Consider the following 14,991-nt stretch of genomic DNA (forward strand, 5'->3'; position numbering starts at 1 on the left):
ACGTAGCAATCATCGGGCCGGGTTTTCGGGCGCAGTCATTGCGAACCAGCTTGCCAAGGCAGGTTATCAGGTCGAAGTGTTCGAATCGCGTTCGCATATCGCGGGCAATTGCCATTCCGAGCGCGACAAGGAAACGAACGTGATGGTGCACGTTTATGGCCCACATATTTTCCACACCGATAACGAGCGGGTATGGCAATTCATCAATTCGTTCGGCGAGATGAAGCCCTATACGAACCGCGTCAAGGCCATCACGAATGGCCGCGTGTTCACGCTGCCGATCAATCTGCTGACGATCAACCAGTTCTTCGGCAAGACGTTCCGGCCGGCCGAGGCGCAGCAGTTCCTCACGTCGCTGGGCGACAAGACCATTGAAAACCCCGTCACGTTCGAGGACCAGGCGCTGCGCTTCGTGGGCCGCGAACTGTACGAGGCTTTCTTCAAAACGTACACCGTCAAGCAATGGGGCATGCAGCCGAGCGAACTGCCGGCCAGCATCCTGAAACGCCTGCCCGTGCGCTTCAATTACGACGACAATTATTTCAGCCACAAATACCAGGGCATGCCGGCCAATGGCTACACGGAAATCGTGGAAAAAATGCTGGATGTGCCGGGCATTACCGTCCACCTGAACACGGCATTCGATCCGGCACTGAAAAGCGATTATTCGCACGTGTTCTACAGCGGCCCGATCGACGCATGGTTCGGCCACCAGGAAGGCCGCCTGCCTTACCGCACGCTGGATTTCGAGGTACTGCGCGACCAGGGCGATTACCAGGGCACGGCCGTTGTCAATTATTGCGACAATTCGCAGCGCTATACCCGTATTACCGAGCACAAGCATTTCTCGCCATGGGAGCAGCATGAAGGCACGCTGTGCTATTTCGAATACAGCCGCCAGTGCGAAGAAAAAGACACGCCGTATTATCCGATCCGCATGGCCAACGACAAGATCCAGCTGGAGAAGTACATCAATATCGCCGAGCAGGAAACGAATGTGACGTTTGTCGGCCGCCTGGGCACGTATCGCTACCTGGATATGGACGTCACGATCGACGAAGCGCTGAAAACCGCCGAAAAGTTCCTCGAGTGCGCCAACAGCAAGACCCAGATGCCGGCATTCGTCATCAATCCGCTGGGTTGATATCGTCGGATTCAGCGGGCTTCGGCACACGCCAGCACGGTGCTGTCGGAACGGGGCGTTGACGAGCTTGCCTTCCCGGCGGCGCCGATGACCGTCATCATCCCGTCATCGGCACCCGTATGGATGATTGAGCAACTGGCAGCAGTGCGGAGACGGAAGTTTCGGCAACATAGAATGACGGGCGGATATCCGCCGCTGTCGGCATTTGCACGCACGCGCGCCCGATATAATTGCCGCGTTGTTTGCACGACAACGGACTGTCGATATCATTGGTCAAACGGCCCGGTCCCCGTATATATTCAAATCTCGCACATCAAGTAAAGCGAGTCATCGTTGGCCTGTGTCCCGTCTTGCCCGTCCGGGCAATTCCTGTCCGATCCCCTTGCTCCTTTTAGTTGTCTGGTGCGCCATCCGGGCCCTGCCCATCCATCGATTAACCAGAGGATCAGACATGACTGTACAAACCGGCACTGTAAAATGGTTCAACGACGCAAAAGGCTTCGGCTTTATCACCCCTGATGGCGGCGGATCGGATCTGTTCGCCCACTTCAAGGACGTGCAGGCGGAAGGCTTCAAGAGCCTCTCGGAAAACCAGCGCGTCTCGTTCGAACGCACGCCCAGTCCCAAAGGCGAAAAAGCCAGCAATATCCGCGCGATCTGACCGATCCGCGCCCTGATGAAGCCCGCTTGCAGCGGGCTTTTTTCATGATGAAGCGGTTTTGTCAGGCAACCGTCGTGCTGCGGTGTCAGGCGGCAGGCACCGTTGCCTGGAAACTGGTGCCTGTCACCGGTTTTTAAAACCACCGACAGGCACCGGTTTCCTCCGTTTCGCGTCCGTGACAGTTCCGCACCGCGCGCGACCGGGTCAATCCTGCTCCGGGGCCCCCAGTGGGAAATACGGCCGGAACGGCCGCGCCTCGTCCACGGCGCGGGCGAACGATGGCCGTTGCAGCAACCGCGCGCGGTAGTCCCGCAGTACCGGATAAGTCTCGGCAATGGGATGCGTCCAGTCGGCGTAGAACAGCGCCGGGGCTGCTGCGCAGTCGGCCAGCGTGAACGCCTCGCCTGCCGCCCAGGTCCGGCCGGCCAGCGTCCCCTCCAGCCACGCGTACGCGCGCTCCAGTTTCTCGACCGACTCGGCCAGTCCGTCGCGGCGCTTGACGGGATCGCCCGTGAGCGCGCCGTTAACGGCAATCTGCATGGCGTTCATGACGTGCAGGTCGAAGAAGCGGTCGAGGAAGCGCACGTCCAGTGCCGGCATCGGGTCCGCCGGCAGCAGCGTCAGGCGGCCCGGATGCCGGAGCTGCAGGTATTCGATAATGATGCTGGTTTCGACGACCGTGCGGCTGCCGTCGGCCAGTACCGGGAAGCGACGCAAGGGCCACAACCGCAGCCACTCGGCTGCCGCGTTGGCGCCGTTCGGCGCGTCCGGACCGATCCAGCGGAACTCGAACGGGGTGGCGTTTTCGTACAGTGCGATCAGCACTTTTTGCGTGTACGACGAGAAGGGGTGACCGTATAGCTGGAGCGGCATGGCTTTCCTCTTTCTTCCGGGTTGTTTCGTGCCCATGGCGGCGGACATCGGATGAAAAACCGGCGGTGGAGCGCCGGCTAAAAACCGGCGCTCGAACGCTGGCTGGAAACCTGCGTTGAACGCCGGCTAAAAACGGGGGTCAGTCCCCTGGCCGGGCCGACCAGCGCATCGTGGGCCGCCACTTACCAGGGACAGACCCCAGCGGGAACAAACCCCAAGCTGCTACTCAGGCGACGCGCACAGGCAGTGCGTCAGCACCGTGAACGGCTTTCTCTGCGCCGTCATTTCGTTCAGCCAGTTCAGTTCCTGCGCGGCGTTCTTCGCCACGCCCAGCGGTACGCCCGTCGTGGCCAGCGCCACGCCGGCTTCCTGGGTGAACACCTTCGCCAGCGCACGCGCGGTGGAGCCGCCAAAGAACTCCACCAGCTTGTCGAACTTCGAGCCTTCCCGCTCGATATAGACGATGCGCGTGTCACCCGTCAGTCTGGCGCGTTGCGCGGCCGACTTCAACGCGTCGCCGAAGCTGCCCAGCGTGTCCACCAGGCCGCGCTCTTTTGCCTGCGCGCCCGTCCACACACGGCCCTGCGCGACGGCGTCGATCTTCTCCGGCGTCGTCCGGCGCGCCTTGGCGGCACGGCTTGTGAAGTCGCCATAGACGTGGTTGACCGATGCCTGCAGCACCTGGCCGAAACGCGGGTCGAGGGGACGGGTGGGATTGCCCGCGTCGCCCAGCCACGTCGTCGGCTGGCCGGCGCTGTGGATGCCCAGCTTGTCCATGACCTTATCCACGGTCGGGAACAGCGCGAACACGCCGATCGAGCCGGTGATCGTCGTCGGGTCGGCGATGACTTCGTCGGCCGCCATCGAGATCCAGTAACCGCCCGAAGCGGCCACGTTACCCATCGAAACGACAACAGGCTTGCCCGCGGCGCGGGTCAGTTCCAGCTCGCGCCGGATCAGCTCCGAGCCGAACGCGCTGCCGCCGGGCGAATCGACGCGCAGCACGATGGCCTTGATGCTGTTGTCCTCGCGCGCCAGGCGGATCAGGTTCGACGTCGACAGCCCGCCGATGGCGCCCGGCGCCGCGACGCCGTCGCCGATCTCGCCGACAGCCATGACGACGCCGATGGCGTCGCCCGTCACCGGCTGGCGCAGGCGCGCCAGGTATTCGTCGAACCCGACCTGGCGGAACGACTTGCCTTCCGCATCCGGCATCCCGCGTCCCATGACGAGTTCGCGGATCTGGTCGCGCGTCTTCAGGCCATCGACCAGCTTCACCTGCTGCGCCAGTTTCGCCAGGTCGCCGCCGTTGGCTTCCAATGCCTGCGGCAGGTTGTCGATCGTCTTCATGATCAGCCCTTTCGGCATCTTGCGCGCCGTCTCGACTTCCTGCGTGTAGCGGTTCCACAGGTCGTTGTTCAGGTAGGCGTCCGCTTCGCGGGCCGCGTCGGACGGACCGTTGCCGATGAACGGCTCGGCCGCGCTCTTGAACGTACCCACCTTGATCAGGTTGACGGTGACGCCCACCTTGTCCAGCGCGTCGCGGTAGTAGTTGCGGTAATGACCGAAGCCGTCCAGCATGACGGCGCCCATCGGATGCAGGTAGACCTCGCTGGCATGCGCGGCCACCTGGTACTGGCGCTGGTTGTAGCTGGAGCCCCACGCGACGACAGTCTTGCCGCTCGCCTTGAAGCGGTCGACGCCGGCCGCGATTTCACGCAGCATGGCCTGGCCGCCGCCTTCCATCTCGTCCATGACGAGGACGGCGCCCGCGATCTGCGGATCGCGCGCGGCCGTGTCCAGCACCTTCAGCACGTCGCGCAGCTGGATGAAGCGGCGCGCGTCCTCGTCGCCGATATTGGCCAGCTGCGCCAGTTTGGCGCCCCCCGGCGTCTGCTCGACCAGCTGGCCGTTCAGATTGAGCACCAGCGTCGTCTTGTTCCCCAGCGGCTTGGCGCCGCCGCCGAAGATGGCATACAGCAGCGCCACGACGATGGCGAGGAAAATCAGGTTCAGCACCGCGCGGCGGCTGACGTCGATGAAACGCCAGATGCGGCCAAGGCCGCCGCGCAGGTAGGATGCTACGGATCGGGACATCGGAACTCCTGCAAATGTTGGTTGTATTCGACTTTAACAGGCGATTGCGAAATTGACTATCGCGCCACGGCGACAGCCGGGTCGCGGACGGCCGGCATCGAGATCAGCCACAGCCCCGCCATGACGAACAGCCCGTTGATGAGCAACAGCTCGAGGCCCAGGCGGTAGCTGCCGAACAGGGCGCCCTGCTGCCATTCGAGCAGCGCGCACAGCGCGGGACCTGCCAGCACCACGGCGGGAACCCAACGGTCGCGCACTTCGCGCCGGCTCAGGAGGCCGAAGCCGAACAGCCCGAGCAACGGCCCGTACGTGTAACCGGCCAGCTTCAGGATCACGCCTATCATGCTGGCGCTGTCGATCCATTTGAATACCATCACCAGCGCGAGGAACAGCGCGCAGAAGCCCAGGTGCACGCGATGGCGCCAGCGCAAGCGGCTGGTCTCCGGCAAGTCCCGCCGGCGCTGGATACCCAGCAGGTCGATGCAGAACGACGACGTCAACGCCGTGATCGCGCCGTCGGCGCTGGGGAACAGCGCGCTGACGAGGCCAATGAAGAAGATCAGCTGGATCGCCGCCGGCAGGTGCTCCATGACGACGGCCGGGAACAGCTTGTCGCCCGTGGCCGTGACGCCGGCTTGCGAAGCGTACAGGTGCAGCAGCCCCCCGAGGAACAGGAACAGCGCCAGCACCATCACGAGGATGAACGTCAGCAGCAGCATGTTCTTTTGCGCGTCCGGCAGCGTGCGCACGGAGATATTCTTCTGCATCATCTCCTGGTCCATGCCCGTCATCGCGATGGTGATGAACGCGCCGGCCACGACCTGCTTCCAGAAGTAGGCGGGGCTGTCCACGTTCCAGTCGAAGATGCGCGCAAGACCTGCCGACTCCATCCGCGCCAGGCTGTCCGGCACATCGAGATCCAGTTGATGCAGCATGAACCACGTGCACGTGATGAGCCCGGCCAGCATGCCGGCCGTCTGCAGCATGTCGGTCCAGACGATCGTGCGCACGCCGCCTTCGTAGGTGTACAGCAGGATCATCGTCAGAATGACGAGGTTCGTCGCCCAGAACGGCACGCCGAGGCGGTCAAGGATCGTCGCCTGCAGGATGTTGACGACGAGGTAGAGGCGCGCCGTGGCGCCCAGCGTGCGCGAGACGATGAAGAACGCGGCACCGCTCTGGCAGGCGCGCCGGCCAAGGCGGATACCCAGGTAGTGGTAGATCGACGTCAGGCGCAGCCGGTAATACAGCGGCAGCAGCACGAAAGCCACGAGCAGGTAGCCCAGCACATAACCCAGCGTGAGCTGCAGGTAGCCAAAGCCGTCGCGGCCCACGGCGCCCGGCACGCTGATGAAGGTGACGCCGGACAGCGTGGTACCCACCATGCCGAAAGCCACCATGCCCCAGCGCGAGCTCTTGTTACCGATGAAGAAGCTGTCGTTGTCGGCGTTGCGCGACGTGCGCCAGGCTACGGCGAGCAGCAATGCGAAGTAGCCGAAGATGACGAAAAAGAGTAAAGCGGGAGACATGACCATCCATCCAGATTCAATTGGGCAGCAAAATGGGCAGGAATATACACCGGCCGTCGATGTACACGCCAAGGCGCCTCGTCTAGAATCGCGGTGTCCACGAAAGGAAGCCGCCATGTACGACGAAGCCACCAAAGCCTATGCCCGCGAACAGGAGCGGCGCATCCTGCCGCTGGAATACCGCGCCCACGCGCAGAAGGACGGCCGCGCCGAGGGCCGCGAGGAATGCATGCGCGACTACGCGCGCGTGCTGTACTCCGCATCGTTCCGCCGCCTGCAGGGCAAGATGCAGCTGCTGGGCGTGGACGCCAACAACTTCAACCGCAACCGGCTGACGCACAGCCTGGAAGTGGCGCAGATCGCCCGCTCGATCGCCGCCGACCTGGGCCTGGAACGCAGCGTCGTGGCCGAGACCTGCGCACTGGCGCACGACCTGGGCAACCCGCCCTTCGGCCATTACGGCGAGAAGATCCTCAACGAGCTGGGGAACGACTGGGGCGGCTTCGAGGGCAATGCGCAGGCGTTCCGCATCCTGCGCACGCTGGAGAAGAAGCACCATGCCTACGCAGGCCTGAATCTGACGGTGCGCTCGCTGGCGGGCATCACCAAGTATTTTTATACGCGCGCCGAAAACGAACGCAAGTTCCTGTATGACGAGGACCACGCCTTCCTGTCCGGCGAACTGGCGCGCCATGGCCTCGATATCCGCAAGAGCATCGATGCGCAGATCATGGACCTGTCCGACGAAATCGCGTACGCCGCGCACGACCTGGAGGATGCGCTCAGCTTCGGCATCATCACGTGGGGCGAGATCCTGCATGAGTTCAAGATCAGCCAGAAGTTCGCCGACGCGTTCGAGCCGTTCTCGCGCATCGCCCACGGCGCCCACGAGGAAGCGCTGAAGTCCGAGGCACAGGCCAGCTCGGAGGAATACTCCATCGTGCTGCGCAAGGAGATGACGTCGCAGATCGTCCACGAGCTGTGCCGCGACATCGGCGTCGTCGATGGCGAACATGGCCCCGAACTGGGCTACCGCTCGATGGGCGCGCTGGCCACCGGCCTGAAAAGCCTGTTGTGGAAGGCGATCCTGCGCAAGAAGGACGTGCAACTGTACGAGAAACGGGGCGAGAAGATCATCCGCGGGCTGTTCGAAGTCCTGACGGACAAGGCGTACAACAAGGACAACGTGCTGCTGCCGCCGGAGCTGCGCTGCCTGACGGACTCGCGCGAACGGCTCGTCATCGACTACATCGCGGGCATGATGGATTCGTCCGCCGCGCAGGAATACGAAAAATACTTCGGCAAGGGCAGCCTGGACGAGATCTACTGGAAGGCCCGATGATCGACGAGGCGGCGTGCCGCGCGGCGGACCTTGAGGGCTGGCTGGCGCCGGCGCAGCAGGCCCTCATCCACCGGGAAGGCTGGCTGCGCATGCTGGCGCCGCGTGCCTGCGGCGGTGCGGAGCTGCCGCTGCCGGACGTGGTACGGCTGGAACAGGCCATCGCGGCGCGCGATGGGAGCATGGGCTGGGTCGTCACCTTGTGCGCGGGCGCGCTCTGGTTCGCCGGCTTCCTTGCGCCGGAACGCGCGCGCGCGATCATGGCCACGCCCGACGTCTGCGTGGCCGGCAGCGGCGCGCCCACCGGCTACGCGGACAAGGAAGGCGACGGCTTTCGCATCACGGGCCGCTGGGATTACGCCAGCGGCGCGCCGATGGCGACGCACTTCACGCTGAACGCCGTCCTGCGCGAACGGGGCCAGGTGCTGCTCGACGAAGCCGGCCGCCCGCGCATCCGCGCCTTCATCGTGCCGGCGCGGCACGTGACGGTGGAGCCCACATGGCGCAGCATCGGCCTGCGCGCATCCGCCTCGCACAGCTATCGGATCGACGATGCCTGGGTGCCGGCCGATCACGGCTTTGCCATTGCGCCGGAAGCGGCGACGGCGCCCGGACCGCTGTACCGCTTCCCGTTCATGCCGCTCGCGTTCGTCACGCTGGGCGCCAACCTGCTGGGCATGGCGCAGCACTTCTTGGCTCTGGCCCGCCCGCTGCTGACGGCACGGCGGCATCCGGCGACCGGCCTGGCCGTCGTCGAGCTGCCGGCCGTGGCGGCGCGGTTGGCCAACGCCACCGCGGCCATGGACACGGCTCAATGCGAATTCTACGCGGCGCTGGACGCCGCCTGGGCGGCCGCGGTGGCCGGCGCCGAGGTCGACAGCGTCGCGTTACAGAGGGTCGCACTGGCCATGGTGGAAACCTGCCGGCAGGCAGTCGATACGATCTACCCGTATTGCGGCCTGCAGGCGGCGCACGGCGACAGCGACATCAACCGCGTCTGGCGCGACTTTCATACGGCCACGCAGCATGCGATGCTGGTGCCCGCAGGATAAGCGGCAAGCATGCGCTGGCCCGGCCGCGGCGGCGCTATACTGGGCGGTTGAAAGGAGGCCATCATGAAACAACATCGATATCGTGTCACACTGGAACACCTGACGGACGCCGAAGGCGCCCGCTCCTCCCACGAGCCGCTGCAATTCGACGTGGGCAACCATGACGACATCATTGCCATCGTCCGCCGCATGCGCAGCCGGGGGGATTTCGACGAGCATTCCGCCACGTCGTTTGCCGTCGGTCTGAAACTGTTCAGCGAGGTGATGCTGGAGCAGAAGGACCATCCGCTGTTTGCGTCGTTCCGTCCGCATTTCCAGCAGTTCATGAAAGAACTGAAAAAAGGCCCGGCGTTGCCGGCCGAGCCCATACCGAAATAACTCAGTGCGCTGCGACGGTCCGCTCGGTCCGGGTTGCGGCCGGGCGGGGATTGAGCCGGTCCAGCCGGCCGGACAGCGCCGTCAGCCCGAACGCACCCAGCACCACCAGCGCGCCGATCCAGCCCGTGTGAACCAGTCCCAGCTTTTCGACGATATGGCCGCCACCCCAGGCGCCGCCGGCAATGCCGAGATTGAACGCAGCAATGTTCAGGCCTGAAGCGACATCCACGGCGCGCGGCGTGAAGTGCTCGGCCTGCTGCACCACGTAGACCTGCAATCCCGCCACGTTACCGAACGCCACAGCGCCCCACAGCAGCACCGTCAGCACGACCAGCCATTGATCGGCGGCCGTAAAGGTCAGCAGCAACAGCACGGCCGCCAGGCCCAGGAAGATGATCTTCAGGGCACTGATGGGCCCGCGTCGGTCGGCCAGCCTGCCGCCCCAGATATTGCCGAACGCGACCGACACGCCGTACACCAGCATCACAAGAGAAACAGCGTTGGCGCCGAAGCCGGCTACGCGCTGCAGGATCGGCGCCAGGTACGTGAAGGCGATGAACGAGCCGCCGTAGCCGACAGCCGTCATGGCGTACACCAGCAGCAGCCGGGGCTGGCCCAGCACCTGCACCTGCTGCAGCAGCGACGCCGGCGGCGCGTGGCGGATCGTCTTCGGCACGAACAGCAGGCTGCCAATGAAGGCAATCACCCCCAATGCAGACACGGCCAGGAACGTCTCGCGCCAGCCGAAGTGCTGGCCGATGAACGTCCCCAGCGGCACGCCCGTCACCAGCGCCACCGTCAGGCCGGTAAACATGATGGCGATCGCGCTGGCTGCCTTCTCTTTCGGCACCAGCGACGTGGCGATCGTCGAGCCGATCGAGAAGAACACGCCGTGGGCGAGGCCGGTCAGGATGCGGGCCGCGACCAGCGAGGTATAGCCGGGCGCCTGCCACGCCAGCAGGTTGCCGGCGGTGAACAGTACCATCAGCGACAGCAGCAACAGCTTGCGCGGCACCTTCCCCGTCAGGGCGGTTAGGACAGGGGCGCCGACAGCGACCCCGAGGGCGTACAGGCTCACGAGCAGACCGGCGGAGGGCAACGTCACGCCCAGGTCGGCGGCAATGGTGGGCAAGAGACCGACGATGACGAACTCCGTGGTCCCGATGGCGAAGGCGCTGATCGTCAGCGCCAGTAGGGCAATAGGCATGGCAACTCCTGTTAAAGTCGAGGCCATGCAGTATCCGGGTTTTTATTGTTTCGAAAAATACCGGCTCAGACAGAACATATTTGACTCCATCGCAATAATAAATGATCCCGCAATCGCTTTCCCTTCTCCTCACCCGTGAGATGCCCTACGGTAAATATCAGGGACGCAAACTGGCCGACCTGCCTGGCCATTACCTGGGCTGGATGGCGCGGGAAGGCGCCTTTCCCAACGGGGAGCTGGGTGCGCTGCTGGCCCTGATGTACGAGCTGGACCACAACGACCTGCGTGGCCTGCTCGACCCGCTGCGCCGGATGCCCTAGGCGGGCCGGATCGTCAGCTCCGGGTAACCCGTGGCCGGGTCGTGCTCGCGTGCGAATGCGTGCCCGGGCAGCAATGCCATCAGCAGCTCCGCCGTCGTGCGGACGATGCAGCCCGGACCGACGTGGCCGCCGTGTACGTGACCCTGCGCGTCGGAAACGCTCATATGCAGGTGCACGCCGTCGCGCGACACGCTGCCCGCCAGCGTCAGGATTTCCAGGTCGCCCCGCAGTTCGGCGCAGGCCGGTTTCCCGGCATAGCGCAGCTGCGCGACTGACAGGCTGCCGATGCCCTGGAGGACGAACGCGGCAGTGGCACCGTGCGCGGCCAGCGCCCCTCCAATAGCGGCGCGCAGATCGGTGCCGGGCATTAATCTGAGCGGTACAGGCTGCATTGTGCTGTCTTTCCGGTGACGTTATGGCGTTCTTTCAACCCGACTTTACGAGGCATTGTCAGCACTCAAGGGCACGTGGATCTGTGAAATATTGCAATTGCTGTGTTACTTTTTGGTTGGCTTTTGTCCTACAAAATACCCTCCTGAGCTCTTATAAAAAGGACCAGCCCTCGGGCCTAAGATGAGCGCTCCTTTACCCAACTTGCACCAGCGACGACGAGCAATCGGGCTTCCGACCCGCCGGTCGAGTAAAGGATGTGCAATATTCAAATCATACAAGGAGAGAACCATGGCATCATCCAACCAAGGCGGCGGTAACAAGGAAGGCGGCAAAAAGGGTAACAGCCAGAGCGGCGATACCAGCAATCGCGGTTTCGCTTCCATGGATCCTCAACGTCAGCGCGAAATCGCCAGCGAAGGTGGCCGCGCCGCACACGCATCTGGCAATGCGCACGAATTCACCTCCGAGGAAGCACGCAAGGCCGGCAGCATGAGCCACAAGAACGACGGCAACCGTCAGAGCGGCTCGCAGGGCTCCGGTGGCGGCGGGGGCAACAATGCAGGCAGCGGCGGGAGCACCCGCGGCGGCACGCCTGAGCAGCACGCAGCAGCGGGCCGTCAAAGCAGCAAAAACGACGACAAGCGCTAAGCGCGGGCCGTCACGCAACGCGCCCAGGCGCACTGTCCCCGCCGGGGACAACAAAAGCCGCTCACGAGAGCGGCTTTTGCCGTGGTGGCCGCAACAGAAACGGAAACAGAGACAGCCAATCCGTGTCCCCCCTGAACGCGGGCTCAGCCATACTCGGACGTCAGCGCCCCGTGAACGCGAGCCGCTTTCCTTCGCGCAGCATGCGCTCGAAGTCGGCGGCCGGCACGGGTTGGCTGAACAGGTAGCCCTGCAGCTGGTCGCAGCCCAGCCCGCGCAGGAAGTCCATCTGCTCCATCGTTTCGACGCCTTCGGCCACGATTTCCTGGCGCAGCTGCTGACCCATCGTGACGATGGCGCGGGCGATGGCGCAATCGTTTTCCTCGTGCGGCAGACCCACAACGAAAGCGCGGTCGATCTTCAATGTGCTGATCGGGAACTTCTTCAGGTAAGCCAGGCTCGAATACCCGGTGCCGAAGTCGTCCAGCGCCAGCGCCAGCCCCATCGCGACCAGCTCATTCATGATGGCGATCACTGTCTCGGCACCCCGCACCAGCAGGCTCTCCGTGATTTCCAGCATCAGCTGCTCCGGATTCACGCCATAGCGCTCCAGCGCTTGGGCCATCCGTTGCGGCAGGCCGCGGTCGAACTGCCGGGCCGACAGGTTGACGGCAATGGGCGGCATGATGACGTTCGCTTCGCGCCATTGCTGGATCTGGCGGCACGCCTCCTCCACGACCCAGTTGCCCAGTTCCGTGATCAGTCCCGTCTCTTCCGCCACGGGAATGAACACGCCTGGCGACACCAGTCCGCGCACCGGGTGACGCCAGCGCAGCAGCGCCTCGGCGCCGACGATGCGGCCGCTGCGCAGGCTCACCTTGGGCTGGTAGTACAGCATCAGCTCGCCGTTGGCCAGCGCGTCGCGCAGTTCGCTTTCGATGCGCAGGTGTTCCTTGGCACGCTGGTTCATCTCTTCGCTGAAGAAGAGGATCGCCGGGTCGTCGCTCTGGCCGGCCCGGGCCGCTGCCACGTCGGCGCCGCGCAGCAGCGTGTCGGCATCGCCCGCATCCTCCGGGAAGACGGCGATGCCAACGTGCGTGCCCACCTGCAACGTATGGGCACCGACCGCGATCGGTGCCGACAGCGCGTCGATCAGCTTGCGTGCCACCAGCGCCGCGTGTTCGCGCTTCTCCACCCGCAGCAGGCCGACGGCAAACTTGCCGCCGCCCAGGCGCGCCAGCAGATCGCCCTCGCGCAGCCGGCCGCGCAACAGGCGCGCGATCTCGGCCAGCAGCGCGTTGCCGACATCGTGCCCCAGCGTGTCGCTGATCGAACCCAGCCGCGCCACTTCGACCACCAGCAGCGCGCCATGCTCGCGGGTGCGGCGCGCCTCCGCCATTGCCTGCCCCAGCAGTTGCAGCAGCAGACCGTGGTTGGGCAGGCCCGTCAGTGCGTCGTAATTGGCCAGGCGCTGCATGCGCACCTCCGCATCCTTGTGCGAGCTGATGTCGGAAAACAGCGAGAACGTATGGCTGACGCGGCCACGCTCATCACGTACGGCACTGACCGTCACGGACTGGGGGAACAGCTCGCCGTTCTTGCGCTTGCCGATGATCTCGCCGCGCCAGGCGCCGTTGCCCTGCATGGCCGCGCGCACTTCGGCGCGCAGGTCGGCGTCGGACACGCCCGCGCTCAGCAGATCGGGGGTGCGGCCGATCACTTCCGCCATCGCATAGCCGGTAATGCGCGTGAACGCGCCGTTGATCGACACGATCCGCTCCTGCGCATCCGTAATCAGCACGCCCTGGTCGCTGTCTTCGATGATGCGGGCGTGCAGGCTGTTCTGTTCGTACTCCGCCCGTGCGCCGGTCGCTGGTGCCAGGCGGATCGTCATGCCGGACGGCTCGCTCGCGGTGTCCCGGATCGCTTCGATCGACAGCCGTACCCAGATCACGTCGCCGGACTTCTTGCGCCGGCGCACGTCCGTCACGGTGCCGGCGGGGTCGGCGAGCAGTTCCGCGATCTCGCCCGCCTCATCGTCCTCGGCGTACAGGAACAGCACGTGGCGGCCGACCGCTTCGGCGGCCGTGTAGCCGAACAGCTGCTCGGCGCCGGCGTTCCAGCCCATGACGTAGCCTGCCAGGTCCAGCCGCATCGCCGCGGTCAGTTCCTGCTGGCGCAGCAGGACCGCTTCCAGCTCGGACAGCGTATGCGCCAGGGCCGGCGCGTCTTCTTGCGCCTGCTGGCTGCGCGCGGACCGCACGAGATCCAGGCAATGGTCGATGGCCGGCTCAAGCATCGCGCTTGCCTCCAGTCTCCTGCCCGATGTCGCTGATGACGCCCAGCATCCACAGGTGGGCGTCGACGACCATGCCGTTGAAGTCGGCCACGTCCAGGCCCGCGGCACCCAATCCGACACCGACGCTCGCCCCATCGCAGCGCTCGGCGGCACAGACAATGGCCAGCAATGCCCCCAGTTCGCCGTCGCCGACCAGCAGCGCGCGCTGGACGGCGTCGCCGATGGCCAGCGGCGCCAGCACGTCCTGCAGCGGGCTGCCGAACAGGACACCCAGCAGCGAGAACATTCCGGTCATGAACGCCCCCTCCTGGTTGTGCTTGTCGAGGCCCGTCGCGCGCGCCAGCAGTTCCATCAGCCGGGCCCGCACCGACACGCGCGCCAGCAGCATCGCCGAGCGCACGTCCCCTTCGCGGGCGGCGAACAGCATCAGGTTCAGCCAGCGCCGCAGCTGGTGCCGGCCAAGAATCAGAATCGCCTGCGAGAAGCTGGTGATTTTGCGGGCCGTGCCGCCCGTCATGCCGAGCGAATTGACGAGGCGCAACAGCTGGTAGGACAAGGTTGGATCGCGTCGCAGCAATGCTTCGATTTCATGCGTGTCCGCGTCGCAGCTGACCAGCTGGACCAGTTGCAGCGCCAGTGCGCGCGAGGCGGCGTGCTTGCCGCCAGCACTCGCTGGCGGGGCCAGCGGCCAGTCGCCTTCGACGAGCTTTACGCCCGGCGGCACGTGCGCAAAGGGCGCATCGGCGCACAGCACGGCATCGACCGGCAGCGGTTGCCATCGGGCGTTGTCCAGCGCCTCCGCCATGTCCGGCGACACGCCGACGCGGTAATAACAAGGCAGCTGCCCGGGGAGGTCGGCCAGCAGGGAGGGCAATTGTGCCGCCGTGGCGTCAGCCGGCGCGCAGAACGCGAGCGCGGCCGGCTTGCCGGCACGATCGGCGAGGAGTTGCAGGAAGACAGGCGGAGTATTCATGAGCGGGCGGAGGCTGGGCGCGCGTGGCAGGGAACGGCTATGGTACCCCAAACAGTTGGCACTCGTCAACACTTTCCCCGC

At 65.0% G+C, this 14,991-nt stretch carries 14 protein-coding genes; 7 read left to right on the forward strand and 7 right to left on the reverse strand.

The features are described 5' to 3' along the window. Positions 1 to 76: 76 nt before the first annotated feature. Together E1742_RS07415 and E1742_RS07420 are read left to right on the forward strand one after the other, a co-directional pair. Positions 77 to 1,144 (forward strand): UDP-galactopyranose/dTDP-fucopyranose mutase family protein, encoded by a 1,068-nt coding sequence (locus E1742_RS07415; protein ID WP_276528548.1) that lies wholly within the window; start codon positions 77 to 79, stop codon positions 1,142 to 1,144. 451 nt (positions 1,145 to 1,595) lie between these two features. Further along, a complete protein-coding gene (locus E1742_RS07420; RefSeq protein WP_134384269.1) occupies positions 1,596 to 1,805 on the forward strand; it encodes a cold-shock protein in 210 nt (69 codons plus the stop codon). A gap of 204 nt (positions 1,806 to 2,009) precedes the next feature. Here E1742_RS07420 and E1742_RS07425 read toward each other — a convergent pair whose 3' ends face one another. The 3 genes from E1742_RS07425 to E1742_RS07435 form a co-directional block, all read right to left on the reverse strand. Continuing rightward, positions 2,010 to 2,678 (reverse strand): glutathione S-transferase family protein, encoded by a 669-nt coding sequence (locus E1742_RS07425; RefSeq protein WP_134384271.1) that lies wholly within the window; start codon positions 2,676 to 2,678, stop codon positions 2,010 to 2,012. A gap of 222 nt (positions 2,679 to 2,900) precedes the next feature. Continuing rightward, positions 2,901 to 4,775 (reverse strand): signal peptide peptidase SppA, encoded by a 1,875-nt coding sequence (sppA, locus tag E1742_RS07430; RefSeq protein ID WP_134384273.1) that lies wholly within the window; start codon positions 4,773 to 4,775, stop codon positions 2,901 to 2,903. Positions 4,776 to 4,831: 56 nt separating this feature from the next. Further along, positions 4,832 to 6,304 (reverse strand): sodium:solute symporter, encoded by a 1,473-nt coding sequence (locus tag E1742_RS07435; protein WP_134384275.1) that lies wholly within the window; start codon positions 6,302 to 6,304, stop codon positions 4,832 to 4,834. A 115-nt stretch (positions 6,305 to 6,419) separates the two neighbouring features. On the opposite strand from E1742_RS07435, the gene dgt reads away from it, so the two are divergent. From dgt to E1742_RS07450, 3 genes are all read left to right on the forward strand, one after another. After that, positions 6,420 to 7,646 carry a dGTP triphosphohydrolase gene (dgt, locus tag E1742_RS07440; RefSeq protein WP_134384277.1) on the forward strand — a complete coding sequence of 409 codons (1,227 nt, stop codon included), beginning with the start codon at positions 6,420 to 6,422 and terminating at the stop codon, positions 7,644 to 7,646. After that, the gene (locus tag E1742_RS07445) at positions 7,643 to 8,695 is read left to right on the forward strand and encodes an acyl-CoA dehydrogenase family protein (RefSeq protein WP_134384279.1); all 1,053 of its coding nucleotides are present in this window, start codon (positions 7,643 to 7,645) and stop codon (positions 8,693 to 8,695) included. Before dgt ends, E1742_RS07445 begins: the two co-directional genes overlap by 4 nt. Before the next feature lie 63 nt (positions 8,696 to 8,758). Beyond that, positions 8,759 to 9,073 (forward strand): DUF3861 domain-containing protein, encoded by a 315-nt coding sequence (locus tag E1742_RS07450; protein WP_134384281.1) that lies wholly within the window; start codon positions 8,759 to 8,761, stop codon positions 9,071 to 9,073. Between the two features lies 1 nt (position 9,074). Here E1742_RS07450 and E1742_RS07455 read toward each other — a convergent pair whose 3' ends face one another. Beyond that, positions 9,075 to 10,280 carry an MFS transporter gene (locus E1742_RS07455; RefSeq protein ID WP_134384283.1) on the reverse strand — a complete coding sequence of 402 codons (1,206 nt, stop codon included), beginning with the start codon at positions 10,278 to 10,280 and terminating at the stop codon, positions 9,075 to 9,077. Between the two features lie 101 nt (positions 10,281 to 10,381). Between E1742_RS07455 and E1742_RS07460 the strand changes: the two genes are divergently transcribed. After that, positions 10,382 to 10,600: a DUF3820 family protein gene (locus E1742_RS07460; RefSeq protein ID WP_134384285.1), complete on the forward strand. Its 219-nt coding sequence runs from the start codon at positions 10,382 to 10,384 to the stop codon at positions 10,598 to 10,600. Here the strand turns inward: E1742_RS07460 and E1742_RS07465 are convergent. Further along, positions 10,597 to 10,992: a PPC domain-containing DNA-binding protein gene (locus E1742_RS07465; RefSeq protein ID WP_134384287.1), complete on the reverse strand. Its 396-nt coding sequence runs from the start codon at positions 10,990 to 10,992 to the stop codon at positions 10,597 to 10,599. The genes E1742_RS07460 and E1742_RS07465 overlap by 4 nt on opposite strands. A 289-nt stretch (positions 10,993 to 11,281) precedes the next feature. On the opposite strand from E1742_RS07465, the gene E1742_RS07470 reads away from it, so the two are divergent. Further along, complete coding sequence (locus E1742_RS07470; RefSeq protein ID WP_134384288.1) at positions 11,282 to 11,641, forward strand: KGG domain-containing protein; 360 nt, start codon at positions 11,282 to 11,284, stop codon at positions 11,639 to 11,641. A 160-nt stretch (positions 11,642 to 11,801) separates the two neighbouring features. On the opposite strand, the gene E1742_RS07475 is transcribed toward E1742_RS07470, so the two are convergent. After that, positions 11,802 to 13,937 (reverse strand): putative bifunctional diguanylate cyclase/phosphodiesterase, encoded by a 2,136-nt coding sequence (locus tag E1742_RS07475; protein WP_134384290.1) that lies wholly within the window; start codon positions 13,935 to 13,937, stop codon positions 11,802 to 11,804. Beyond that, on the reverse strand, positions 13,930 to 14,910 hold the full coding sequence (locus tag E1742_RS07480; RefSeq protein WP_134384292.1) for an EAL and HDOD domain-containing protein: 981 nt from the start codon (positions 14,908 to 14,910) through the stop codon (positions 13,930 to 13,932). The genes E1742_RS07475 and E1742_RS07480 overlap by 8 nt, the downstream gene beginning before the upstream one ends. Positions 14,911 to 14,991 lie beyond the last annotated feature (81 nt).

It is taken from the genome of Pseudoduganella plicata, assembly GCF_004421005.1.
In the GTDB taxonomy this organism is placed as follows: Bacteria; Pseudomonadota; Gammaproteobacteria; order Burkholderiales; family Burkholderiaceae_D; genus Rugamonas; species Rugamonas plicata.